Origin of the sequence: Halalkalibacter wakoensis JCM 9140, from assembly GCF_000513095.1 — a bacterium.
GTDB classification, from domain to species: Bacteria; Bacillota; Bacilli; order Bacillales; family Bacillaceae_D; genus Halalkalibacter; species Halalkalibacter wakoensis.
In genome coordinates, this window is sequence record NZ_BAUT01000003.1 from 50,602 (window position 1) to 75,236 (window position 24,635).

Below are 24,635 nucleotides of genomic sequence, written 5' to 3' on the forward strand. Positions count from 1 at the left end.
TTTCTTAACAGCTTTTTTTACATGAAAAAAAGTCATCCTGGTTAATCTATAACTAACAGTGAAAGGAAAGGGTGACCAATTCATGAAACGTTTTCACCACTTGTTTCTTCTTGTCCAAATTGTTTTGCTTACGACTGTAGCGATTACATCATTGGCACCTGTCCAAGCGGAAGGTCCAATAGAAGAAGAAGAACAGGAATGTTGCCAGCAAGATGAACAAATAAAGAAAGAGCTAAAAGTACATTTTGATTTTTACTATGAATTACTAGCAGAAAAGTATGCGCCGGATGAAATAGAAAAGTGGAAGGACATTCGCTCCGAACGTGATTTACTCCTAAAGAAACTAAAGGAAGCAAAACAAAAAGGGGAGCTGGAAAATGGGGAAGCAATTGATAAAGAGTGGATTGCTAAGCATAAAGAGATAACCGATTCGTTCCATACAGCTATAGAAAAGAGGGACGAAGAACAAGTGCGTTTGTTATTACCGAAACTTTTTGACCATTATAGGGAATTAAATAACTTGTATAAGAAACGATTAGAGCTAGTGAATCAATCGATATAGAAAGATGAAGCATCAATGTTTGTTTATTGATGCTTCATCTTTTTGTTTACAAATCGGAAAGCTTACGATATAATTTGTAACTGTAATAAAACGTAATCGTTACGAAAGGGGATTTTTATGAAAAAGCGATCAGGCTTGTTTGCTTCGACTTTAATTTTGTCAGGGTTTTTAGCGGCATGTGGTGGAGGTAATGAACAAGCAGCAGAGCAACCAGTTAACGAAGAACCAATTGAATCTGAAGAAGTAGAAGCATTGGAGTTATATACAACGATTTTCCCACTTGAAAATTTTGCTAATGAAATTGGTGGAGAGTTTGTAAATGTAACAAACATTGTTCCTGTAGGAGCAGATGCTCATACATTTGAACCAACAGCTAGAGAAATGATTAGTGTAGCTGAAGGAGACGCATTTATTTATAATGGAGCTGGATTAGAAGGATTTGTTGATGCTTTGATTGAAACACTTGAAGGAGAAGGTGTTGCAATCGTAAAGGCTTCTGAAGGTATTGAATTGTTGGATTATGACCATGACCACAGCCATGATCATGATCACGCGCATGAAGATGACCATGACCACGATCATAGCCATGACGATCACGCGCATGAAGATGACCACGACCATGATCATAGCCATGACGACCACGCGCATGAAGATGACCATGATCACGATCATAGCCATGATGATCATGCGCATGAGGAAGAAGACGACCACGATCATAGTCATGATGATCACAACCACGATCATGATGAAGACCCACATGTTTGGTTGGACCCAATTCTTTCTATTACACTAGCTGAAAACATTAAAAATGCTTTGATTGAATTAATGCCTGAGCAAGAAGAATTTTTTACAACGAATTTTGAAGAGGTAAAAGCTGAATTAGAATTAATTGATGTTGAATTTCAATCTATGGTTGAAGCAGCAGAAAAAGATACATTTCTTGTCTCTCACGCTGGTTACGGATATTGGGAAGAGCGTTATGGTGTAAAACAAATCGGAATTGCAGGTATTTCACCAACAAATGAACCATCCCAACGCCAGATGCAAGACATCATTAATTTGGCTAATGAATACGGATTACAGTATGTTTTATTTGAACAGAACATTCCAACTAAAGTAGCAGAAGTCGTAAAGGATGAAGTAGGAGCCGAAGCTTTATACCTACATAATCTTGAAGCTCTTGTAACAGAAGATGTTGAGAATGATGAAGATTATTTTAGCTTAATGAGAAGAAATATTGAAGTGTTGGAAAAGGCGCTTCAATAAGGTAGCCGAAAGATCAGTGTAATAGCTGATCTTTTCTTTTTTTGATGCAAAAGAATTGGTTTTATTAAATGATCGGGTTACAATAAAAGAAACAGATATCTAAGAGGTGGGAAATCATGCAATTTAATTTTTTTATGAATGATGTCGTGAATGTGGCTCGTCAAGAAATGGTAGAGGCAGGTTATGAACAGCTTCAAACAGCAGAAGAAGTAGACGAAGTGTTAAAGAAAGAAGGAACAACACTTGTATGATTAACTCTGTTTGTGGTTGTGCAGGTGGAATTGCTCGTCCGGCGGCTGCATATATGAAAAACTACGAAACCCAGCCTGATCGTTTTGTTACCGTTTTTGCGGGACAAGATAAAGAAGCAACTGCAAGAGCACGTGATTACTTTACAGGGTATGCACCGTCTTCACCATCATTCGCACTACTAAAAGACGGTGAGATTAAAACGATGGTTGAGCGTTACGAAATTGAAGGTCATGAACCCATTCAAGTTGTTCAAAAGCTTGAGAAAGCATTTGATGACTTTTGCAAAGAATAAAAAAGGCTTCTACTGGAAAGAGCTTAATGTATAGACCTTAAGCTCTTTCTTTAATAAAGTACATAATGCAGGTTACGTACTTATGCTATAATAACTTATAAGTTAATTAAGGAGTGTGCAATACATGCAAGCTTTGTATGATCAAATTCAAGTGTATTTAAATATGGAAGAGGAAATTTCTTTTAAAGAGTTTAGTGAGTATTATCGTAAAGTTGTAGCAGAGCTAGGAGACGTACATGAAACATTAGATGAAGAAATGGTCTGGAAAAGCCTATTCATCGTTGAAAATGTGATGAACAATGCAGAAGGTCGTGCGAGCCAAGCTAAGGGTTCTGAATCAAAGAAATATGCAAAAATGGCTCAACGATTACAGCTCTGGGCAAAGAATCTAGCAGCGCGCTTAGGTGAAGCAGGATATACGGAAGAAGACATTAGTGAACGCTTTAACCAAATGTTAGAAGAGGGCGCTCCTACAGAAGCTAAATAATAAAGATCATTTAAAAGAGAGTGGTTGTCTACTTGACAATTGCTCTCTTTTACGTTATATTTGAATACGTCGCTTGTGAAATGTGCGCCTATGGTGAAAGGGATATCATTCAAGATTCCGGTTCTTGCGTTGTAGGTTCGAGTCCTACTAGCGCGCCAAAAAATCAATTGACATTATCCTAGTAATCAAGTATATTAAACCTTGTCAATAACTTGATCCGTTAGCTCAGCTGGGAGAGCGCCACCTTGACAGGGTGGAGGTCACTGGTTCGAACCCAGTACGGGTCATTCATAAAAGATGCACCTTTCCTATTAATGGGAGGGTGTTTTTTCTTATTTGAGAGAGAAAAGAGAAGTGATTTGATACTACTAATTTGTTTTTCTGTTTTTGATGAGAGAAGGTAGATCCAAAATCAGCAGCAATTCTTCCTGGATATTTTGCATGATATGAGCATAGGTTTGCATTAGTGTTCGAGTATCATTTCCGACTCGTTCAGAAACTGGGGGTATGCTAGACGGGGAGAGAACGAGTATGTCGCTTGAAATAAATCAAACGAGTCAATTTTATAGAAAAATGGCTGCATTAGCGATCCCAATTACGATTCAATTTTTCTTAACGGCTTCGTTAAATATGGTTGATTCCCTTATGGTAGGTCAATTAGGTGCGAACAGCATTGCGGCTGTTGGGGTCGCTAATAAAATTACAATTGTACTCATCTTAATTTTTCAAGGGTTTGCAAGTGGTGCGGGGATATTTGCGGCACAATATTGGGGAGAAGAGACAAAGTCGGGATAAGTAAAATTTCCGTCTTGACGATGAGTATTATTACTATATCTTCAATTCTCTTTACGTCTGCTGTCATGGTATTTCCGGTTCAACTCATCCAATTGTTTTCGTTAGATACACAAGTCGTTCAGTTAGGCGCTAGCTTTATTACAATACTAGCGGTTAGTTACTTTTTTACGGGAGTGACGATTTTATTAACCGTTATCTTAAGATCAATGGGTGAAGTGAAGAGGCCAATGTACATCAGTATATTCGCTATTGCTTTTAATACATTGTTGAACTACCTGTTTATATTTGGAAATTGGGGTTTTCCGGAGATGGGGATAGAAGGTGCGGCTATAGCAACTGTAATTGCTAGAACCATTCAATGTGTGTTCATGTTGATCCTCATTATGCAATTTGACTTGTTGGGTAGTTTAAAGGGTTTGCAGCTTACTGAAGTTTTTGATTGGCCAACTGTAAAAAATTACTTTACAATTTCTATCCCATCGATTTTGAATCATATTTTTTGGACACTCGGGGAAACGAGTTATTTTTGGGTATACGCTCGGATGGGAACGGATCAGTTAGCGGCCGTTACGTTAATTGATCCATTGATGTTGTTATCAATGGCTTTGTTTATCGGTTTAGGGGATGCTTCCTCCGTTATGGTTGGAAATAGTATTGGAGCTAAGGAAAAGGATCAAGCATATGATTTTGCTAAGCGCTTTTTGAAAATAACCGTAATTCTTTCTATCGCGGTTGGTTTGGCGATTGTATCGATTGCCCCTATTTTTGTTGGTTTTTATAACATCCCACCAATTGCGGCTGATTACGCAAAATCCATTTTGCTTGTTTATGCGCTTATTGTTCCATTTAGAATGTTAAATATGGTTAATAACATTGGTGTGTTACGTCCAGGTGGGGACACACGTTTTGTTATGTACCTTGATTTATTAGGAGTTTGGTTAGTTGGATTGCCACTAGCTTTACTTGGAGCTTACTTGCAGTTGCCTATTTACATTGTCTTCTTATTGGCGAATACACAAGAAGTGGCAAGAGTGATCTTTGGACTTAGGAGAACTGTTTCAAAAAAATGGATGAATGATGTTATCAGTAAGAATGAAACGTTTAAAGATGATTTGCAAAAAAGTGTTTAAGCTTGATCAAATGAGAGATGAGTATCGCCATTGGGAGGTGGTGGCACTCTTTTTTCTTTTTCTGCTTTGCTCATTAGAGTTAACTATTGAACAGTGTGATTATTAAAGGAAGAAACACCATTCCTCACTCATCTACGTAGAAAGGGAAGGGAGTTTAGATCTGTGAGGGGGTACAGATCTAAAATAACCTCGTCTAGTTGATCATCTAAAGAATCCTTTTCGAGTGCAGTGAGTAGATTGGATAATGTATTTATCTCTTCTTGATGAACAGCTTCACTAATAAAGTGTGCAATAGAAAAGGGATCTTCTGAGCAAATTTCAAGCTTGAAATTTAGAGGTCGATAAAGGATTACTTTCAGTTGTTTGTTGGAATTTCCTCGGATTTTTCTAATTACATCACTTTTGTCTTTAGAAGAGAAGCCTGTTAAGAAAGTGATAGGTTTTAATTTTTCCAATCTACACACATCCTTTACCAACTAGATTTCTTTACACCTGGAACTTGACCTTTATGTGCAAGCTCTCGAAAAGCTATTCTTGAGAGTTTAAATTTACGTAGGACCCCCCGAGGTCTACCGGTAAGCTCGCATCTTCTTGTTAATCGGCTAGGGGCAGAATCCCTTGGCAGCTTACTAAGAGCCACATAGTCTCCCTTTTCTTTTAGTTCTCTTCTTTTTTCGGCATAGCGTGCAACGAGTTTTTGTCTTTTTATTTCTTTTGCCACTTTTGATTTCTTAGCCATAGTAAAGAAAGCACCACCTTAAAATGATAATAGTAATCGTTACGATTTAAATAATAAAACAAATTGAATTCGATGTAAAGGTTCCAGGAGAATTTTATTCCTTTTCAAAAGGAGGGAGGGGAAATCGAAAGGTAAAGAAGATAAATATTGAAATATTAAACATTTAATCTTTAAGAGAACTTTTCATCTCTCTTTTAACTCTAGTAAATGCAATGAAGTCCATTAGTTCCTCAGTTGAAATAGGCAATTGATCGAGATAAAGTCGTGTTTTTTCTAGGTTAATTAGTTCAGTCAGATTAATTTTGGATACATGATCTTCTTCCCTACCTAACAGATAATCAACGGTCGTATCATACAAATCAGCGAGTTCGATTAATGCTTGAATGGATGGCATTCTATAACCGGACTCATAGCCAGCGTACGTACTTTTCGCAATCCCAAGACGGTCTGCTGTTTCCTGCATAGACCAATTTTTATCCTTTCTAAGTTCCGCCAATCGTTTCAACATTTTATAACACTCCCACTTGGTTTCTATCCTTATTATATCATGAGAAAAAAACAGAACAAGAAATAAGTACGCGTTATGAAAACAAAATATTGATTTTTTTTACTTTTAGCGATTATACTTAATTAAAAGTACGCGTTTCGCAAACGTGATTCTTCAGACTAAAGGGAGTAATGGTGATGAAAAAAATATTGTTACTTGCAACGGGTGGTACGATTGCTGCAATTAAAGGGGAACAAGGACTTGTCCCAAGTTTATCGGCAAGTGAATTGCTACAATTTTTTGAGAATAGTTCAACAATGGATGTTACATATAAAATATTAATGAATAAAGACAGCACGAATATGCAACCAGAACACTGGGTTCAGATAGCTGAGGCAATAAAAGAACATTATGAGGAGTTTGAAGGTTTTGTTATTACACATGGAACGGACACGTTAAGCTTTACGTCGGCAGCCTTATCCTATATGCTTCAAGGTCTAAGAAAACCAGTTGTGTTAACCGGGTCACAAGTGCCAATTAGTTTTAAGAAGACGGATGCGATAAAAAATTTATCCGAGTCACTCGTTTTTGCTTGCGAAGACATTGGTGGTGTATTCGTCGTTTTTGATGGACGTGTCATTATGGGAACAAGAGCTGTTAAGATGAGAACCAAAAGTTACGATGCATTTGAAAGCATTAATTTGCCATATGTGGCAGCTATTAAAGAAAGTAAGGTTTCGTATCATTGGAAGCCAGGCGTAAATAAGCAAGACTTTACTGTTGATACACGTTTGTGTCCTGATGTTTTTGTCTTGAAATTACACCCAGGAACAAAACCTGAAATCTTTGATGCTCTTAAAAAGGTATATAGAGGAATTGTGATTGAAAGTTATGGGAATGGCGGGATTCCATTTGAAGAAAGAAACTTACTCCCAAAAATAAAAGAGGTACTCGATGAAGGGATTGCTGTACTTGTTTCTACTCAATGCCTTGAAGAGGGTGAAGATTTGTATTTGTATGAGGTAGGGAGAAAGGTTGCACAATATGATGTTATTTTGTCAGGAGATATGAATAAAGACGCCATCGTCGCTAAGTTTATGTGGGCTCTTGGGAAAACGAGCAATTTAAAAGAAGTAAAAGAAATAGTAGAAACACCAGTAGCAAGAGACTTGTCGGCACGGTGGGGATAGAAGAGTAGGGGAGAATGTTAAATCCATATTCATGCTAAGCTGCTGTAGAAAAAGACACAAGGAAACGGGGTTTCTCTAAAAGGTCAATATCAGACTTTTTAGGGACACCCCGTTTCTTTTTTATGTAAAAATAATCGTACTTTTTTCTAAAGGTAACCGGACATGCATTCGGTCATATTTTAATAAAAAAGGAGGAGGTTTGGTTCGTTTGAAAGCAACATTGCTCTGGATCACTGCTGGCATTATGGGGCTTTATATATTATATGCCTTGATATTTGGTCTATATCTTTTTAGATTTCAACCAATTACAGTTATGACAAATGAACAAGAGAGACTATTGGAGGAATCAAACCATGAGGAGTCTCAAGATCGCGTAGTGCTCGTTGAAGAGAGGGAAGAAGCGTTTTTGGCACGGATTCATTTAATACAACAAGCACAGAATTCACTAGACATCGCTTATCATACGATTCATGAGGGAACAGCAAGTGATCTTTTCTTTACGAGTATAGTAGATGCGGCTAATCGAGGTGTTCAAGTTCGTTTGATCCTTGACGGCATTCTTCATCATTTAAGAGGCAATAACAAAGACATTATTTATGCTTTTGCAGCTCATCCAAATATTGAAATTAAGTTCTACGAGCCATTTGATGCACTTCGTCCCTGGACATGGAATAATAGACTTCATGATAAGATCATGATCGTTGATCAAGAAATGGCTATGATAGGTGGAAGAAACATTGGTGATTCCTATTTTGCACCAGAAGGGTATGAAGGGGCTAAGTATGATCGGGATGTGGTCATTTTAAATACTCTGCCTGAAATGATAGAAGAAAGCGTGATAAGTGAGATTAAAGATTATTATGAACTTGTTTGGAATCATGATTACACAAAAAAAGCGATTAGGTCTGTCACAAAAAAACAGAAACATAGAGGGGAGAAAAGGTTAATAGAGCTTAAACAAGTAAAGAACAAATATACAAACGTCTTTCAGAAAGAATACAATTGGATTGATCAATCAGTTCCGACAACAGGGATAACGTTTCATCATAATCCCATTGAACGCTTCCATAAAGAGCCAATCGTATGGGAAACGATAAAAGGATTAATGAATCAAGCCGAGAATTCAATTTATATCCAAAGTCCGTATATCATTCCAAAGAATAACATGATTAATTATGGTGAAATAAGGAATCTGTCTGCTACAAATATGATTATTTTAACGAATTCATTAGCAGCAACGCCAAACGTTTTAGCTTATTCTGGTTATATGCAGCACCGGAAGAAGTTTGCCCACTCCGACTTTTTATTATATGAATACCAAAGTACGACAGAGTCCCTTCATACAAAAACATACATTTTTGATAGCAGAATAAGCGTTGTTGGATCATTTAATCTAGATTCTAGGAGCGCTTATCTTAGTACAGAATCTGTTGTAATAATTGATAGTAAGGAGTTTGCAGACCTTTTAGAGAGTAACATTGATTGTAAGATTGAAAAAGATAGCCTGCTAGTAGCTGGCGACGGGGCTTATGTTGAGGATCCTACTATAGAACCTTCTAAGGTTTCCTTTTTTAAGAGAGGCTTAACAACAGTATTAAATAGGGTTACAAGGCATTTTCAATATTTACTATAACAAGATAGGTTATTCTCAAGTTTGGGAATGGCCTTTTTTGTATGAGACTCTTTTCGTAGGAATGGTTGCTATTGATTGTTGGTAAATATAAAGTGAAACGGAGAGGCAATCCCGCCGTTCAGAGTAAGAAAGCGAGAGGTAGCGTGGAAAGTGAGCGGTTAAAGTGCAATCGAACGTTTTCCCAAATAAAAACGTTAAAACATCCATAACAATCTTGTCTTAAGATTAATTCGTAATTAAATGAACGATTTCATAAAGTTAGTTCATGAACAGTTCATAAAATAATGCTATTCTCATCTATAGTTCTTTTTACATGAAAATAAGGGGATGAAGAAAAGTGAATAGAATTTTAGTAGTCGATGATGATTCTCATATTCGTAAATTAATAAGGCTTTATCTTGAAAATAGTCAGTTTTCAGTAATAGAAGCATCTGACGGAAAAGAGGCTCTGGACGTTCTTTCACATCAGCAAGTTGATTTAGCAATTGTGGATGTCATGATGCCTGAAATAGATGGAATTGAGTTAACTGAAGACATTCGGTCCTTTTTAAATATCCCTATTTTAATGGTGACAGCAAAAGGGGAATCGCATGATAAAGTAAAAGGATTTAACGCAGGCACAGATGATTATTTAGTGAAACCATTTGATCCAGTTGAATTGATCCTACGAGTAAAAGCTTTATTAAAGAGGTACAATGTTATGTCAGACCATATTGTAAAAATTGGGTCAATTACAATTGATTTAGAGAAACATGTGATTGAATCGCCTGATAACGCCGTCCATTTAAAGAAAAAAGAATGTGAACTGCTTTTTATGTTAGCCAATTCACCCGGGAAGATTTTTACCCGAACTCAACTTATTGAGCAAATATGGGGATATGATTATGAAGGTGATGAAAGAACAGTTGATGTTCATATTAAGCGTTTACGTGAACATGTCGTACCTTTTCCTGATTTAACGATTACAACCGTTAGAGGTTTAGGATATAGGTTGGAGGAAGTATAGGTGTTTAAAAAAAGTCTATATGTAAAAATTGTCTTCATTTTTATTAGTGTCGTCATCATAAGCTTAATAACATCCTATTTAGTCACTTCATTCTTTTTTCATAGTGAAATGATCTTTGATGAAGAGGTTGCACATGTGACCACTGGAGTTGCTGAATTAATTGAGAGATCTGGCCCGGAGAATATTCCAGAGCTGATAGAAACATTACAAACGTATTATTTTGACATCTTGATTGTAAATGAGGATGGGGTACCATTTATAGAGACCACTTTCCCCACCGATGTTCCGACAGAAGCAATCGAAAGTTTGTTTCAAACAGTTGGACAGAACCCAACCATCCTCCCTTATGGAAAGAGAGAAGCGACGAGGGTTGTTGGGATGCCGATAGAAATTTTGGGTGAGACTTATGCGATGTTTGTTCATCTAAGCTATGAGGAGGAGTTAAGTGGGTTTAAAAGGGTCATTCATTTTGCCTTATTTCTAGTCCTTCTAATAGGAAGCTTATTGATTGTATTTTCTTCACGGTATCTCGTTAATCCGATCAAAAAATTAACCGATGCAGCAAAAGAAATGGCAAAAGGAAATTTTTCTGTTCGATTAAAGAGCAAAAATAAAGATGAAGTGGGCGAGTTAATTACAAGCTTTAATCATATGGCAACTGAAGTAGAAAAAATTGATAAAATGCGTGAAGACTTTGTTAGCAGTGTCTCGCATGAAATTCAATCACCTCTAACATCGATCAGAGGGTTTACTAAAGCGATAAGAGATGAAGTCGTACCGAAACAGCATCAAAAAGAGTATTTGGACATCATCTATCAGGAGACGGAGAGACTCTCAAGGCTTAGTGAAAATTTATTAAGACTTGCTTCACTTGATTCAGAGCATCATCCTTATCATCCTGAGACGTATAGGCTTGATGAGCAAATAAGAAGAACCGTTTTGGCAACAGAACCTCAGTGGAAGCAGAAAAATCTGCAAATTTCTTTGGAATTGGAGTCTGTTGAAGTGTATGCCGATCAAGATTTGTTAGAGCAAGTTTGGCTTAATCTACTTACAAACGCGATTAAATACTCACATCAGAATGAGAGCATTCGTATAGAAGTTGAAAAAGGTAAAAATATTAAAGTCAGCATCAAGGATACAGGGAAAGGCATTCCAGCAGAGTCCATCCCTTATCTATTTGATCGATTTTATAAAGTTGACAAAGCTAGAAGTAACAAAGTTTCCGGAAACGGACTTGGCTTATCGATTGTTGAAAAGATCTTAATGATTCACAAGTTCTCAATAGATGTTGAAAGTGAAGAAGGGAAAGGATCCATTTTTACGGTAACCATTCCGAATGAGGATGAAAGGAAAAAGACATCAGAATAAAAGGGAGCTGAAAGCCCAATTTATACCATAAGTTGGGCTTTCGCGTTCTTATTAAAAATAAAAACGTAGCATTTTTCTAAATACTCTAGACAAAACGAGCAATGTTGTGTAAAAATATAATTGTTGCATTAGGGAAACATATATTTTTTTATCCAAAAAGTTTCCTTTGTACAAGATAATTAGCGGTGGTAAAAAATAAATGAATGAAAAAGGAGAGGAAAACAGTGTTAAGAAAAAAGATTTTATTGATGTTTGTTATAGGTTTTGCGCTTTTCATGTTTGTTGGTTGTAACGCTGAAGAGACACAACAAGAAGAGGTTGCCGAAGAACAAGAAACAACGGGGGCAATAGATGAGGCCATTGAAGTAGCTGAAGAAGATGAATTGTTTATCACAACTAGTTTTTCTATCTTAGGCGATGTTATTAGTACCATTGTAGGAGACAGAGGTACGGTAGAATATATTGTTCCAATTGGTGAAGAACCACATGAATACGAGCCAGTTCCAAGTGATTTTCGAAAAGTTAGTGATTCAGATGTGTTCTATGTTAATGGTCTTGGGCTAGAGGAATGGCTAGAAAAGTTAGTTGAGAGTGTTGGAGATGTTGAAGTTATTTCAGTAAGTGATGGTGTTACACCTATTATGTTAGGAGGAGACGAGGAAGAAGATCCTCATGCTTGGATGAGTGTAGCAAACGTACAATTATATGTAGAAGCGATCGTTGCGGATTTAATTGAACGCGACCCAGCTGGAGAAAGCACGTATCGCGAAAATGCTGATGCTTATTTAGCTGAGCTAGAAGAACTAGACGCTTATATTAAAGCTGAAATTGAGGCAATTCCTGAAGAAAATCGAGTCATTGTTGTAAGTGAAGATGCTTTCAAATATTTTGGTGAAGCATACGGGTTCCAAACAGAAGGTGTTTGGGAAATCAATTCACATGAAGAAGGTACACCAGGACAAATTGCACGTGTCATTGATGTTGTAAATGATCAAAGCATTCCTGCAATCTTTGTTGAAACAACAGTTGACCGTCGATATATGGAATCTGTAGCAGGTGATACAGGTGTTGAAATTGCTGGTGAAGTATACACAGATGCTATTGGTCAAGAAGGCAGTGGTGCTGAGACATACATTTTAATGATGAAGCATAATGTGGATACATTTGTAAATGGTTTGAAATAAGTAAGCTGTATTTGCTAAGGTTATTGAACATAAGAATCAAGAACATCACACCATGCAAAAGCAGTTAATCTAAAAAACGAAGAAAGTAGCTCAATTAATTTTGGGCTGCTTTCTTTTTTTATGTTTGATTCCAGACGAATAATCCTATACAATAAAACGTAATAATTACGATTTAAATCAAGTTGAGAAAGAAGGGTTATGTTTTGTTGGAATGGACGATTATAGGCGGAGGAATACAAGGGTGTACTCTTGCTAATTACTTATTGAAAACAGGTCGAATAAATCGATGTAATTTAGCTATTATTGACCCCAATACAGAACCGTTAGCAACGTGGAAAAGATGTACAAAGGAAATTGAGATGCCTTACTTGCGCTCACCATCCATTCATCATCTTGACATAGATCCGTTTGCACTTGAAAAATTTGCAAAAGGGAAATTTGGTAAACAAAGTAAGCATTTCTACGGTCCTTATAATAGGCCATCATTGGAAATTTTTAATACGCATTGTGATATGCTGTTTGAAGAAATTAAATTAAAAGACAGTTGGATTACAGGAAAAGTGGAGAAGGTTGAGCGCTTTAAACAAAGATGGAGAATCTTCTTAACGGATGGAAAAATGATTGAAAGTAAAAATGTTGTGCTTGCGATTGGACTAAGTGATCATCCGCATTTACCGATATGGGCTAGTGATTTACAACAAGAGGGGGCAGATATTAATCATATTTACGATCAACCAAAGAAGAGACCTATAGGGCATCAAGAGAAACTATTGATTGTGGGTGGGGGAATTAGCGCTATCCATACCGCACTCAAATGGAGTAAACAAAAACCAGGAAAGGTACAATTGCTTACAAGACATTCTATAAGAACCCATCCGTTTGATTCAGACCCAGGTTGCTTGGGCCGAAACATATGAAATCGTTTGAAAAAGTAACATGTTTAAAGAAAAGAAGGCAGATGATTATGCAAGCAAGGTACCGGGGATCTGTTCCGCAAGAACTAAAAATGAGATTGCTACGGGAAGAGCGTGCAGGTCGACTAGACATTATTTTGGATGAAGTTGCGGAAGCAAGTTATAAAGACAGCCAAATTTACTTGACCTTAAATCATGGATCAACAGTAGCAGATCGAGTGTTATTAGCGACAGGTTTTCACGCCACTCCTCCAGGGATTCATTGGTTAAATGAGACCATTGAAAAAGAACACTTGCAATGTGCGACGTGTGGCTACCCTATTATTTCAGAAAAGTCGTTAGAGTGGGGAAAGAATCTTTATGTAATAGGTGCACTTTCAGAACTGGTTGTTGGACCAGTTGCCCGCAATATTTCTGGAGCTCGAAGAGGAGCCGAGAGAATAGTTTCTCAATTGATTTAGTGGACGGACAAAGTATAATAAAAAAAGCTGTTGAATAGTTTCAACAGCTTTTTCGTATATCTTAAGCTTCAATATACTGTGGAAGCGGATCATACAATGTCGACCAATCTTGTGTCATTTCTTTATCTGTTAGTAAACATTTATCAAGCGAATCTTTCACTTCCTTATGATCCATATCAATTCCAATGAAAACGAGCTCTGTCATACGGTCACCGAATTTCGGATCCCATTTTTCTTGAAGTTCTGGGTCTTCTAGAAGTGTTTGTTTTCTTTCGTCTTCTGGGTATGCTGCTACCCATTCTCCTGCGCCTTGTATCGTTACTAAAGATCCTGATTGAGAGATTAACCCAGCCATATTGTTTCGAGATGCTACCCAAATGAAGCCTTTTGCACGGACAACATCGGTAGGCCAATCCTCTAACCAGTTCATTAAACGCTCAGGATGAAATGGTTTTCTGCTACGATAGACAAAAGAAGAAACCCCGTATTCCTCTGTCTCAGGTGTATGTTCTTCATTTAATTCTTTAATCCAGCCAGCATATTGACTTACTTTCTCAAAATCAAATTTTTCCGTTTGTAAAATGGTAGATAATTCGACATTGGAAAAAGATGTAGGGAGGATGGTCGCGTCAGAATTAAGTTTTCTCATGAATTGAACTAACTCATCCAAATCGACTTTTTGTAACATCTCAACTTTATTTAAGATAATAACATTGGCAAATTCAATTTGATCGACAAGAAGATCAGATATTTCACGTGTATCAGACTCATCTGTACCCTCCTTGCGATCTAGCAGTGATTCTCCTGAAGCATAGTCTTCCCAAAAACGATTTGCATCTACTACGGTCACCATCGTATCTAACTTGCATTTTTTTGTTAAATCAATTCCTGTTTCTTCATCAATATATGTGAATGTCTGGGCAACGGGAACAGGTTCACTAATGCCAGATGATTCAATGACAATATAGTCAACACTACCGGCATCAACAATGCGCTCGACTTCCTTCATCAAATCTTCCTAAGTGTACAGCATATACAGCCATTCTGTAACTCAACCAACTTCTCTTCCGTCCTAAAAATACCAGTATTTTTAATTAGTTTTGCATCAATGTTTACTTCACTCATGTCATTTACAATAACAGCTACTTTTAAACCTTCACGATTGCTGAGAATGTGATTTAGTAAAGTGGTTTTACCAGAACCTAAGTATCCACTTAAGACGGTAACAGGTATTTGTTTCATTTAAATATCTCCTTTGATAGATAAAAATAAATAGTAATGATTACGATTTGTATTTTAGCTTTCTTTTTTATCTTTGTAAAGAGGGGTATTGTGAAAAGGATGAAATAGGGGCTTTTTGTTGAGGAAAGTCGAAATTTAGTTTACAAGGAACGAAAACTCTCTTATAATGCTTTTAGAGCAAAATTGAATATCGAGCAAATAGGTTTTTAGGAACGTTTCGTTCTAAACTAAGAGGGAAGTTGGTGCAAGTCCAACACGGTCCCGCCACTGTAAACGATGAGGAAGATTAGTATCGTCCACTGTGCGAGTTAGCATGGGAAGGATAATCGACAATGATTCGTAAGTCAGGAGACCTGCCTATTTGTCTTTAAGCTTCCTCGAGGAAAGGAATGTTTAAAAGTGCAGGATGTTTGCGATCCATTCGCAGACGGCGATTGTGTTGGTTAGCATGAACTAGATCCAATCTGTACCTTTTACATTCACGCTTTTCCATCGGACAAGCGTTTTTTTTGTTGCTCATAAATTAAGGGGGTAAGAAAATGAGTTTTGAGTTTTTGAAGAAGTGGGGTTTACTAGGTCTTGTTTTATTTGTCGCGATGTCTATTATTGTAGGCTGTGGCACGGTCGAACAAAACGAGCAAGGTGAACCAGCAGAAAATGAAGAAGAAATTGCTGAAACGGATGATGCTGTAGAAGAAGAGACGGGAGACCAGTTCCCAGTAACATTTGTTGACGATGCAGACCGCGAAATAACAATTGAGTCGGAGCCAGAAACTGTTGTTTCCATCCAACCAAGTAATACAGAAATTACTTTTGCTCTTGGTCAAGGGGATAAAGTAGTTGGTGTTTCAGATTTTGATAATTATCCGCCAGAAGTATTGGAAATTGAAAAGGTAGGCGGACAAGATATGAATGCAGAACTTATTTTAACACTGCTTCCAGATGTGGCTTTAGTGACAGATTATCATTACAGCACTCACGCTGATATTTTAGAGCAATATGAAGAAGCAGGAATTAATGTTGTTGTTGTCGGAAGTGCTACATCATTTGATGATGTATATGAAAAAATCAACATGATTGCGACTGCTCTTGGAGCACAAGAACAAGCAAGTGCCATTATTGCTGATATGCAAGAGCGCCATGATGCTCTTAAGACACTAGCTGAAGAATCGATCACCGATAAGAAAAAAGTATGGGTAGAAGTTTCGCCTTCACCAGACATTTTTACAACGGGACAAGGAACATTTATGCATGAAATGTTAGAATCGATTCAAGCCATTAATGCAGCAGAAGATCATGAAGGTTGGGTAAGTTTAACAGAAGAAGAAATTGTTCAGCTTAATCCTGATGTTATTATTACGACATACGGTTATTATGTAGAAAACCCTAAAGACGAAGTCCTATCACGTGACGGTTGGGCTGAGGTTCCAGCTGTGAAGGAAGAACAAGTATTTGATGTAGATAATGATACGGTTGTAAGACCTGGTCCTCGTTTAATCGAAGGAGTCGAGACACTTGCAGAACTTATCTATCCAGAAGTATTTAAAAAGTAAAATTGTTTGGTTGTATATATTAAGCGGAGGGTTTGTACTTGGTACAGCCCTCCTTGGCTTATTAGTGAGTAGTGTCGTGATTCCTGTACCAACCATATTACATATTGTAGCAGAAAACAGTTTCGGTCTCGGTTGGTTGAATGATGTTCCGAGAAATGAGGAAATGATCATTTGGAACATTCGGTTTCCAAGAGTACTACTTGCCCTTTTTGTTGGAGCATCGCTAGCACTAGCAGGTGCTGCCTTTCAGGGACTTCTAAGAAACCCATTAGCTGACCCTTATACGATTGGCGTGTCATCAGGTGCTGCTTTAGGCGCCGTTTGTGTATTGTTTTTTCAAATAACCATTGTTGGCTTAGGCAGCTTTACGTTGCCAGTTGTGGCAATTGCTAGTGGTTTTCTGACATTATTAATTGTCTTTGGACTTGTTCGATTAAGTAGTAGAAGTTTAGCAATTGAAACCATCATTCTTGCGGGGATCATCATTAGTGCCTTTATTGGTGCGATAACGTCTCTTATTATCTCTTTAGGTGATCGTGATTCGATGACCCAAATTATTTATTGGCTGTATGGCAGTGTAGGGATGAGAGGATGGAGTCATGTTCAGTTAATCATTCCTTTTATGGTTGTCGGTGCCTTTATTCTTTTTATGCATTATCGGGAATTAAATGCGTTGGCTTTAGGAGAAGATGCAGCGGACCATATTGGGGTCGATGTAAAAAGAGGAAAAACTTATATTTTAATTGGGGCTTCGTTATTAACAGGAGCAGCTGTTGCTGTTTCGGGATCAATTGGCTTTGTTGGACTAGTCATCCCACATCTTGTCCGTTTGCTCACAGGACCGAACCATCGTCATGTTCTGCCGTTATCCATGCTTACGGGTGGGGCTTTTCTGATTTTAGCCGATCTTGTTGCTAGAACGATTATTGCACCAAAAGAATTACCTATCGGTGTGATTACAGCTTTAATTGGGGCGCCAGTATTTGCTCTACTGCTAATTAAAGAAAGAATCGGAAGGAGGGGATAACAGATGATTGAAGTATGCAGCTTAGTTGGAGGTTATGGAAACAATACGATCATTAGTGACCTTCATTTGAATATAAAAAAAGGTGAATTCTTTACCCTTTTAGGTCCCAATGGAAGTGGCAAGACGACGTTATTTAAACTGATTACAGGCCAGCTACCTATTGAAAGTGGAGATATTCTCTTATCTGGTATCCCCATTCTTTCGATGTCAAAGCTCGAAAAAGCAAAAAAAGTAGCTGTTCTATCTCAGGAAATTCACGTTTCGTTTGATTATACAGTTGAAGAGATTATTAGTTTAGGCCGTTATCCTCATCAAAAGGGGTTGCTCAAACAATTATCAAAACGAGACAGAGACGTGATTAATGAAGTGATGGAACTAACTCAAGTTAGTCACTATCGTAAAACACAGTTTCGAATGATAAGTGGAGGAGAAAAACAAAGAGTATTGCTAGCAAAAGCGTTAGCCCAAGAGCCAGAAATTTTATTGTTAGATGAACCTACGAATCATTTAGATATTAAGCATACTTTTCAAATGCTAGATCTTATTAAAAAGCGACAAAAAGAAAAAGATTTGACCGTTTTTGCGATTTTACATGATCTAAATGTTGCATCTTTATATGCAGATCGTGTTGGACTCCTTCACGAAGGCAAATTTCTAGAAGTTGGCGATGTGAATACACTACGAAAAGCAGACCAATTAAAAACAGTGTATGAAGTGGAAGTTAAAACACAGTCACATCCAACTTTACCTAAACCACAACTCCTCATGACACCAAATTATTCCGAACCAACTGGAGATTTCCCATTTAGTGAGTCCTATAACATCAAGCAAAATGACCAATATATCCATGTTCAATTTGAGAAACCGCTTAAGACAATATCCAATGGGGTGTTAGGAGAAGGCATTCAATGGTTACAACATTTTTGTAATTTTCATGTTGATAAAAACTATAACTGTGATGATCCAAAGGCTGACTTACAAAGCTGGATGAAAAACAAGGGTATTCCTTCTGAATTAGCAGTTGGAATGATGACAGCTGTGAAACTGAAAGATATGGTTATGATGTCCAAAGAAACTGAAGGGATATCCATGTTTGTTCTTGTTACAGCTGGTGTTGGAAATGCCGTGGATATCACTTCGAACTCATTGACAAAAAAAGCAAGGACAATCGGTACCATTAATACGATGTTGTTCATTGATGCTCACTTCACTGATGGGGCACTAGTGAACGGATATATGTCCGCAACAGAAGCGAAAGTAAAAGCACTTCATGACCTACAGGTTAAAGATCCCCATACGCATACCCTTGCAACAAGTACGTCGACCGACGCGCTTTTAGTTGCTCTTTCCCAACAAGGGCTTCAGACAGCTTATGCTGGTTCAGGCACAGTTGTGGGAAAAGGAATTGGTCAGCTTGTCTATGAAGCGACAAAAAAGGCGATAGAGATGAATCTTCGAAAATAATGGTTTCATTGGAGGTGTTTATTATGAGCAATCGAATTGTGATTGCAGGTACGAGCAGTGGTGTTGGAAAAACAACCGTAACAATTGGTCTAATGGCCGCATTTAAGAAGCGAGGATTGACGGTTCAAGGGTTTAAATGTGGCCCAGACTATATTGACCCTTCCTATCATACAGCAGTAACTGAACGGGCTTCACGTAACTTAGACAGTTGGATGCTGACAGAGGAGACACTGCTAGATGTATTTACTCATGGAAGCGAAGGAGCAGATATGTCTATTCTAGAAGGCGTGATGGGTTTTTTTGATGGGAAAAACCCTGAAAACAACGATGGCAGTACAGCTGATATCAGTATCATCACGAGAAGTCCGGTTATTCTCGTCGTTGATTGTTCTGCTATGGCTAGAAGTGCTGCTGCTATCGTAAAAGGATTTCAAACTTTTGATGAAGAAGCAAAAATCGTCGGTGTCATCGCAAATAAAGTGGGAAGTGAAGGCCATTTTCAGTTAGTGAAAACCGCCGTCGAGAAAGAATGTAACATTCCGGTTATTGGGTATGTGAAGAGTGAATTAGGAATTGAAATGCCTGAGAGGCACCTGGGTCTTATACCTTCCATTGAAAGAGGCGAGTTGGAGCCTTTTTTTGATCAATTGGGTGAACTTGTTAGTCAAACCATTGATCTCGATCAACTTCTAGAACTATCTGCTGCCGAGTCATTGCCTGCTAAAAGCCTTTCTATGTTTAAGCGAGCTGAACAATGTGTAGTACGAGTAGCAGTTGCAAAAGATGCAGCTTTCAACTTTTATTACCCTGAAAATCTAGAGCTGATGGAAGCAAAAGGCATGGAGATCGTTTATTTCTCACCATTGGCTAATGAACCGTTACCTGCAAATGTTGATGGTCTCTATATTGGTGGTGGTTTTCCTGAGGAATTTGCGCCTGCTCTTGCTCAAAATGACATTTCAAAAAAGGCAATAAAAAAAGCAATTGAACAAGGAATGCCCACGTTAGCAGAGTGTGGTGGATACATGTATTTATCGGAGGCAATTAAGACTAGTGATCACCTTAGTCATGAAATGGTAGGAATTATACCTGGAGTGGCAAAAATGGAGAAGCATTTAATGGCTTTAGGATATAGAGAAGTCCGAGGAATGAATGAAAATTTTTTACTTGGTGATCAAGTAGCAAAAGGACATGAATATCATTATTCTAGTTTTCATAACCAATCAGACGATTTTCTTCATGCATATGAAACGAAAGGGATGCGAGGAACAGGGAAGGAAGGGTATGTAAGCCATCATCTAGTTGCTGGATACACCCACTTTCATTTTGCTTCTTGTCCGGATATGATTGATAATTGGAAGCGCAAATGCGTGGAGACTATGCCTAATGAGGAGAAAATATGAAACAGTATAACATTCCAAAACGTAATAAAGAGATTGGGAAACAAGTAAAGCAGTATATAGATACATTAACAAAACCAATCGGTAGTTTAGGTCGATTAGAAGAGCTTGCGATTGAGTTAGCCGAAATGAAAAATGAGAACTTTCCTAGTGTAGAACAGCCAGGGATTCTCGTTTTTGCAGCAGATCATGGGGTTACGGCACAAGGAGTGTCGGCCTATCCACAGGAAGTCACAGAACAGATGGTTCATAATTTTTTAACTGAAGGAGCCGCAATTAATGTTTTTAGTAGCAGATAGGGGCCAAGTTAGAGATTATCGATATAGGTGTAGCTGTTTCACTCGAACATGCAAAACTCATAAACAAAAAAATCCGATACGGTACTGCTGATTTTTTCGTAGAGGATGCTATGTCGCGTGATGAAGCGAAAGCGGCGATTGAAGTTGGGTATGTGCAGGCAAAAGATATGATCCAAAAAGGAATAAACTGTTTAATCCTTGGTGAAATGGGAATTGGCAACACTACGTCAAGCAGTGCAATTGTTTCTTTTTTGGGCGATGAAGAAGTTGATGCAGTAGTAGGAATGGGTACCGGAATTTCTTCGGAACAATTGCAGCATAAAGGAAACATTATTAAACAAGCGATTGAAAAACGAAACCCAAATAGCGAGGATCCGATTGATGTACTATCGAAAATAGGTGGGTTAGAAATTGCGGGCATGGCAGGGGCCATGATTGCAGCTGCTGAAAATAGAACTCCGATTCTTGTAGATGGATTTATTTGTACGACAGCTGTACTAGTTGCTAAAGAACTTGCACCTCATGTAGTTGATTACATCATTCTAGCTCATAAATCGAGCGAACCAGGACATGCCATTGCAACAAGCTTATTGAAGAAGAAGCCATTAATTGATTTACATTTAAGGTTAGGGGAAGGAACGGGAGCTGCAATAGCTTATCCAATCGTTCAATCTGCAACTCTTATGTTAAAGGAAATGGCTACCTTTACTTCAGCAGGCGTTTCGACAAAAACATAACGATTTATATGGAGGGGAATATGAAAACAGAAAAACAAAGAGGACTCACTTTCGTTTATACCGGTGATGGGAAAGGCAAAACGACTTCTGCGATTGGTTTAGTCGTTCGAGCTACTGGAAGAGGTTTGAAATCAAAAATCTATCAGTTTATTAAATCACCTGAACGGTCATACGGCGAACAAATTGCTCTTAAAAAATTAGGAGTTGAAATGGTTCAACTTGGAATTGGATTTACTTGGACAAAGACACCAGAAGAACATAGAGAGGCATTACGAAACGGATGGCCAAAAGCAAAGGAAGCCGTTATGAGTGGAGAATATGACCTTATTATTTTGGATGAATTAAATAATGCATTGGCGATCGATGCATTTCCGGTCGAAGACGTTTTGCCATTACAGGAAGTGATAGATGTTATTAAGAATAAACCAACACATGTTCATCTTGTGATTACAGGAAGAAATGCTTTGCAAGAAGTAAGAGACTTAGCAGATCTGGTATCTATTATTGAACCCGAAAAACATTACTACAATGAAGGAATTCCGGCTGTAAAAGGAATCGAATTTTAATTGGCTCGACCAATGAGTAAACGAGGCAGGAGGGATTTGCTATGAACGACGCTATTCCATTAATGATCCAAGGGACGCATTCGGATGCAGGGAAATCTGCGCTTGTGACAGCACTCTGTCGAATATTTACAGAAGAAGGATATAAGACCGCTCCGTTCAAATCACAAAACATGGCTTTAAATTCATATATCACCTTGGATGGAAAAGAGATTGGTCGCGCTCAAGGTGTTCAAGCAGAAGCATGTGGGATAAAGGCAACAACAGATATGAATCCCATTCTAATTAAACCTAGCGGCGAATATCAATCGCAAATTGTTGTTCATGGGGAAGTATTTAAAAACATGCAGGCTGGAGAATATAGACAAGATTTCTTTCAGCAAGGATTAAATATTATAAAAGAGTCTTACGAGAGGCTGTCAAAACAATATGAACGAATTGTGATTGAAGGAGCAGGTAGCCCTGCTGAAATTAATTTGAATGATCGTGAACTTGTTAATATGCGTGTAGCCCAAATGGCGAATGCTCCTGTTATATTAGTCGGTGACATCGAAAAAGGTGGGGTATTTGCAAGTTTAGTTGGGACATTACAGCTTCTAGAAGAAAAAGATCGAAAACGAGTAATGGGCGTCTTTATTAATAAATTTAGAGGAGATGTAGAACTCCTCAAACCAGGTCTCACATGGTTTGAGGAATATACAGGCATTCCTGTGTTAGGCGTTATCCCGTACATAGAGAATTTACGGATTGAAGCAGAAGATTCTGTCGTCTTAAATCAGTACGCAACAAAGGTTGATTCCTCAAAAGAGCTAGATATTGCGGTGATCCGCTATCCGTTTATTTCAAACTTTACAGACATCGATCCTTTTTTTGAAGAACCAGATTGTTCAGTGCGATTTGTACAAAACGTTGAGCAATTGGGTCAACCTGACTTAGTAATATTACCAGGAAGCAAAAATACGATCGAAGACATGATGTTTTTGCACGATACCGGTTTAGCTAACAGAATTTTGCATTTAGAACAGGATACGAAGACGACAGTAGCTGGTATTTGTGGCGGGTATCAAATGCTTGGACAGAGTATTGAAGATGAGTTTGGGGTGGAGTCTTCATATACCCATGTTGACGGACTCGGTCTGATCGAAATGAAAACATTCATGAATCAGCAAAAAATGACGATTCAATCTGAAGGAATTGCTCAATTTAAAGGAAAAGAAATTCCGGTTTCTGGTTATGAGATTCATATGGGTGAATCTCGTTACAAAAAAACTGGGAACGAACTTGTGAAATTAGCTGATCGATGTGAGGGGACAGTTTCAGAAAATGAACGGATTATCGGAACGTACTTTCACGATATTTTTCATAATGATGTTTTTAGAGAAGTATTTCTCAATGAAATCCGCATTCAAAAAGGCCTTGAACCCATTTTTCAACGAGCGTCGTTTGAAAAAAAGAAAGAAGACGGCTTTAACATGTTGGCGAATGTCGTTAGAGAAAGCATTCAGTTAGAAAGGATTCAACAAATGATGGGGGACTTTTCGAAAAAAATGGGTAGTCATGAGGAAGAGAAAAGGAAGTAATCAAAATGGTTTTTGTATTTGATACAGGATATGATCCGATTTTAATGCTCTGTTTTATCATTGTAGCAGCTATCTTATTGGATTTGCTTATAGGAGACCCTAAATGGATCCCACACCCGGTTGTCCAAATAGGTAAGCTGATTACGTTTATTGAATCGAGATTAAACAAAGGAAAATATATAGTCAACAAAGGATACCTTCTTACTGTTTCCGTTATAAGTGTAGTGTTTTTAGTTACCTATCTCATTGTCTATGTTTCGTATCATTTTCATATTTTTGTTGGAGTGCTAGTGGAAATTTACATCATCTCAACGACAATTGCCATTAAGGGTTTACGTTCGGCTGCAGTAAACGTTTTTATCCCACTAACTAGTGGGGACTTACAAGAAGCAAGATATCAGCTAAGTATGATCGTAGGCCGTGATACAAAGGAGCTATCTGAAAGTGAAATTGTTAGAGGAACGGTTGAAACAGTAGCTGAAAATACGGTTGATGGAATTACAGCTCCATTGTTTTGGGCATTCATTGGAGGGGCTCCTTTGGCAATGGTGTATCGAGCAATTAATACGTTAGATTCTATGGTTGGTCATAAAAATGAACAATTTCTTTATTTTGGGCGAGCATCTGCGAAACTTGATGATGTTGCAAATTGGCTACCAGCAAGAATAACAGCCTGTTCGATGTGGGTTGCTTCCTTTGTAATAAAAGGTTCGCATAAGCTACATGCATGGAAAATTACTTGGAGGGACGCTCGTAAGCACCCTAGTCCCAATAGTGGCTGGTCAGAAGCGATGGTGGCAGGTTTACTAGGTATTCAATTAGGTGGTATGAATTATTACAATGGAGTTGAGTCTAAAAGAGCTCTAATGGGTGAAACGTACAGGACGTTAAGACGCTGTGACATTAATAAAGCAATTGGTTATATGCATGGAGGTTGGATCGTTTTTTTTATGTTTGGAGTTAGTGTTTTGTTAGGAATAAGATGGATGTAGGTGAGGTGA

General features: G+C 37.9%; 20 protein-coding genes, 2 tRNA genes, 4 pseudogenes and 1 riboswitch. Of the genes and pseudogenes, 22 read left to right on the forward strand and 4 right to left on the reverse strand.

The window, feature by feature from the left end:
* Positions 1-82: 82 nt before the first annotated feature.
* The 7 genes and pseudogenes from JCM9140_RS02515 to JCM9140_RS02545 all read left to right on the forward strand — a co-directional run bounded on the left by JCM9140_RS02515 (position 83) and on the right by JCM9140_RS02545 (position 4,784).
* Positions 83-562 (forward strand): hypothetical protein, encoded by a 480-nt coding sequence (locus JCM9140_RS02515; protein WP_034741925.1) that lies wholly within the window; start codon positions 83-85, stop codon positions 560-562.
* A 117-nt stretch (positions 563-679) separates the two neighbouring features.
* Complete coding sequence (locus tag JCM9140_RS02520) at positions 680-1,828, forward strand: metal ABC transporter solute-binding protein, Zn/Mn family (protein WP_034741928.1); 1,149 nt, start codon at positions 680-682, stop codon at positions 1,826-1,828.
* Positions 1,829-1,944: 116 nt separating this feature from the next.
* Positions 1,945-2,372: pseudogene (locus tag JCM9140_RS02525) on the forward strand (BrxA/BrxB family bacilliredoxin).
* A 124-nt stretch (positions 2,373-2,496) separates the two neighbouring features.
* Positions 2,497-2,859: a hypothetical protein gene (locus JCM9140_RS02530; RefSeq protein WP_034741931.1), complete on the forward strand. Its 363-nt coding sequence runs from the start codon at positions 2,497-2,499 to the stop codon at positions 2,857-2,859.
* 84 nt (positions 2,860-2,943) lie between these two features.
* Positions 2,944-3,017, forward strand: a tRNA-Arg gene (locus JCM9140_RS02535).
* Between the two features lie 56 nt (positions 3,018-3,073).
* Positions 3,074-3,146, forward strand: a tRNA-Val gene (locus tag JCM9140_RS02540).
* Positions 3,147-3,504: 358 nt separating this feature from the next.
* Positions 3,505-4,784: pseudogene (locus tag JCM9140_RS02545) on the forward strand (MATE family efflux transporter).
* Positions 4,785-4,912: 128 nt separating this feature from the next.
* Here the strand turns inward: JCM9140_RS02545 and JCM9140_RS02550 are convergent.
* The 3 genes from JCM9140_RS02550 to JCM9140_RS02560 all read right to left on the reverse strand — a co-directional run bounded on the left by JCM9140_RS02550 (position 4,913) and on the right by JCM9140_RS02560 (position 6,031).
* Positions 4,913-5,239, reverse strand: a complete 327-nt coding sequence (locus JCM9140_RS02550; RefSeq protein WP_034741933.1) for a hypothetical protein — start codon at positions 5,237-5,239, stop codon at positions 4,913-4,915.
* Between the two features lie 14 nt (positions 5,240-5,253).
* On the reverse strand, positions 5,254-5,523 hold the full coding sequence (rpsN, locus tag JCM9140_RS02555) for a 30S ribosomal protein S14 (RefSeq protein ID WP_034741936.1): 270 nt from the start codon (positions 5,521-5,523) through the stop codon (positions 5,254-5,256).
* A gap of 163 nt (positions 5,524-5,686) precedes the next feature.
* Entirely contained in the window at positions 5,687-6,031 is a 345-nt protein-coding gene (locus tag JCM9140_RS02560; RefSeq protein WP_034741938.1) for a helix-turn-helix domain-containing protein, read from the reverse strand.
* Between the two features lie 176 nt (positions 6,032-6,207).
* Between JCM9140_RS02560 and JCM9140_RS02565 the strand changes: the two genes are divergently transcribed.
* From JCM9140_RS02565 to JCM9140_RS22245, 7 genes are all read left to right on the forward strand, one after another.
* Positions 6,208-7,200, forward strand: a complete 993-nt coding sequence (locus JCM9140_RS02565) for an asparaginase (RefSeq protein WP_034741941.1) — start codon at positions 6,208-6,210, stop codon at positions 7,198-7,200.
* A 199-nt stretch (positions 7,201-7,399) separates the two neighbouring features.
* Positions 7,400-8,833, forward strand: coding sequence for a phospholipase D-like domain-containing protein (locus tag JCM9140_RS02570; protein WP_034741944.1), 1,434 nt, complete (start codon positions 7,400-7,402; stop codon positions 8,831-8,833).
* A 337-nt stretch (positions 8,834-9,170) separates the two neighbouring features.
* Positions 9,171-9,839 (forward strand): response regulator transcription factor, encoded by a 669-nt coding sequence (locus tag JCM9140_RS02575; RefSeq protein ID WP_034741947.1) that lies wholly within the window; start codon positions 9,171-9,173, stop codon positions 9,837-9,839.
* Positions 9,840-11,210 (forward strand): sensor histidine kinase, encoded by a 1,371-nt coding sequence (locus JCM9140_RS02580; RefSeq protein ID WP_034741950.1) that lies wholly within the window; start codon positions 9,840-9,842, stop codon positions 11,208-11,210.
* Between the two features lie 224 nt (positions 11,211-11,434).
* A complete protein-coding gene (locus JCM9140_RS02585; RefSeq protein ID WP_235715257.1) occupies positions 11,435-12,394 on the forward strand; it encodes a metal ABC transporter substrate-binding protein in 960 nt (319 codons plus the stop codon).
* A 203-nt stretch (positions 12,395-12,597) separates the two neighbouring features.
* A complete protein-coding gene (locus tag JCM9140_RS22240) occupies positions 12,598-13,311 on the forward strand; it encodes an FAD/NAD(P)-binding protein (protein ID WP_052002012.1) in 714 nt (237 codons plus the stop codon).
* Positions 13,308-13,769, forward strand: coding sequence for a hypothetical protein (locus JCM9140_RS22245; RefSeq protein ID WP_156314729.1), 462 nt, complete (start codon positions 13,308-13,310; stop codon positions 13,767-13,769). The genes JCM9140_RS22240 and JCM9140_RS22245 overlap by 4 nt, the downstream gene beginning before the upstream one ends.
* Before the next feature lie 61 nt (positions 13,770-13,830).
* On the opposite strand, the pseudogene JCM9140_RS02595 reads toward JCM9140_RS22245, so the two are convergent.
* Positions 13,831-15,011: pseudogene (locus tag JCM9140_RS02595) on the reverse strand (GTP-binding protein).
* 183 nt (positions 15,012-15,194) lie between these two features.
* Positions 15,195-15,386: riboswitch (cobalamin riboswitch) on the forward strand.
* Between the two features lie 164 nt (positions 15,387-15,550).
* Between JCM9140_RS02595 and JCM9140_RS02600 the strand changes: the two are divergent.
* From JCM9140_RS02600 to cbiB, 8 genes and pseudogenes are all read left to right on the forward strand, one after another.
* Positions 15,551-16,564, forward strand: a complete 1,014-nt coding sequence (locus JCM9140_RS02600; protein ID WP_034741955.1) for an ABC transporter substrate-binding protein — start codon at positions 15,551-15,553, stop codon at positions 16,562-16,564.
* A complete protein-coding gene (locus JCM9140_RS02605) occupies positions 16,527-17,591 on the forward strand; it encodes a FecCD family ABC transporter permease (RefSeq protein WP_034741957.1) in 1,065 nt (354 codons plus the stop codon). The genes JCM9140_RS02600 and JCM9140_RS02605 overlap by 38 nt, the downstream gene beginning before the upstream one ends.
* A gap of 3 nt (positions 17,592-17,594) precedes the next feature.
* Positions 17,595-19,055: an adenosylcobinamide amidohydrolase gene (locus tag JCM9140_RS02610; RefSeq protein ID WP_034741960.1), complete on the forward strand. Its 1,461-nt coding sequence runs from the start codon at positions 17,595-17,597 to the stop codon at positions 19,053-19,055.
* A gap of 23 nt (positions 19,056-19,078) precedes the next feature.
* Positions 19,079-20,458: a cobyrinic acid a,c-diamide synthase CobB gene (locus JCM9140_RS02615; protein ID WP_034741964.1), complete on the forward strand. Its 1,380-nt coding sequence runs from the start codon at positions 19,079-19,081 to the stop codon at positions 20,456-20,458.
* Positions 20,455-21,491: pseudogene (gene cobT / locus JCM9140_RS02620) on the forward strand (nicotinate-nucleotide--dimethylbenzimidazole phosphoribosyltransferase). The gene JCM9140_RS02615 and the pseudogene cobT overlap by 4 nt, the downstream one beginning before the upstream one ends.
* Before the next feature lie 20 nt (positions 21,492-21,511).
* On the forward strand, positions 21,512-22,057 hold the full coding sequence (locus JCM9140_RS02625; protein WP_439644258.1) for a cob(I)yrinic acid a,c-diamide adenosyltransferase: 546 nt from the start codon (positions 21,512-21,514) through the stop codon (positions 22,055-22,057).
* Positions 22,058-22,098: 41 nt separating this feature from the next.
* On the forward strand, positions 22,099-23,634 hold the full coding sequence (locus JCM9140_RS02630) for a cobyric acid synthase (RefSeq protein WP_034741967.1): 1,536 nt from the start codon (positions 22,099-22,101) through the stop codon (positions 23,632-23,634).
* Positions 23,635-23,639: 5 nt separating this feature from the next.
* Positions 23,640-24,626, forward strand: coding sequence for an adenosylcobinamide-phosphate synthase CbiB (gene cbiB, locus JCM9140_RS02635; protein WP_052002014.1), 987 nt, complete (start codon positions 23,640-23,642; stop codon positions 24,624-24,626).
* The last annotated feature ends 9 nt before the right edge of the window (positions 24,627-24,635 follow it).